Source organism: Mesorhizobium sp. M7A.F.Ca.CA.002.15.2.1 (assembly GCF_003998715.1).
Classification (GTDB): domain Bacteria; phylum Pseudomonadota; class Alphaproteobacteria; order Rhizobiales; family Rhizobiaceae; genus Mesorhizobium; species Mesorhizobium ciceri.
In genome coordinates this window covers 1-726 of the sequence record NZ_RZPI01001173.1, presented here as the reverse complement: position 1 = coordinate 726, position 726 = coordinate 1, and the positions used below count along the sequence as shown (strand labels likewise).

Below are 726 nucleotides of genomic sequence, written 5' to 3'. Positions count from 1 at the left end.
GTGTTCTCCATAGCAGAAACAGACACGCGGCGTAAAATTTATCAGCCATCGGTCTCGTCGCCCGACCTGGTGGCGATTGCACGAATATGTGAGCAGACCGACGCCTGGAGAGGGCCCGACCCGGCCCCGTCGACTGCCGACGCGGATAGCCACCTCACGTCCAGGCGCCGACTTGTCTCGCCATGCGCAAAAGAGAACTGCTTCCAGATGGGAGGATCATGGTCTAAAAGCGTCTCCTCCCGCCGACTGAAAGGCTGACCATGGCACTGAGAGCCGACGACCTGATCGACCGCCGCCGTTTGCGGCGCAAGCTGACATTCTGGCGCGTCGTCGCCATAGGCATCATAGCCCTTGGGGTGATTGCGCTTTCAACCTGGTTCTATGGCGACGATTTCGGCGGCTCGACGGTCGACCATATTGCCAAGGTCAAGATCGAAGGCACGATCACCGAGGACGAGGAACTGATCAAGCGGCTGGAAACCATCCGTCTTTCATCGAAGGTGAAAGGCGTGATCCTGTCGATCGATTCGCCTGGCGGCACCACCGTTGGCGGTGAATCGATCTATGAAGAAGTGCGCAAGCTGGCCGCCGACAAGCCGGTGGTGGCGGAAGTCGGCACGCTCGCCGCATCGGCGGGCTATATGATCGCCAGTGCCGCAGATCACATCGTTGCCCGCAAGACCTCGATCGTCGGCTCGATCGGCGTGCTGATCCAGTATCCCGACG

At 60.2% G+C, this 726-nt stretch carries 1 protein-coding gene; it reads left to right on the top strand.

All coding sequences use genetic code 11. From position 1 onward, the window contains the following. Positions 1-260: 260 nt before the first annotated feature. On the top strand, positions 261-726 hold a 466-nt coding region (locus ENZ74_RS33460), incomplete at its 3' end, for a S49 family peptidase (protein WP_164761481.1).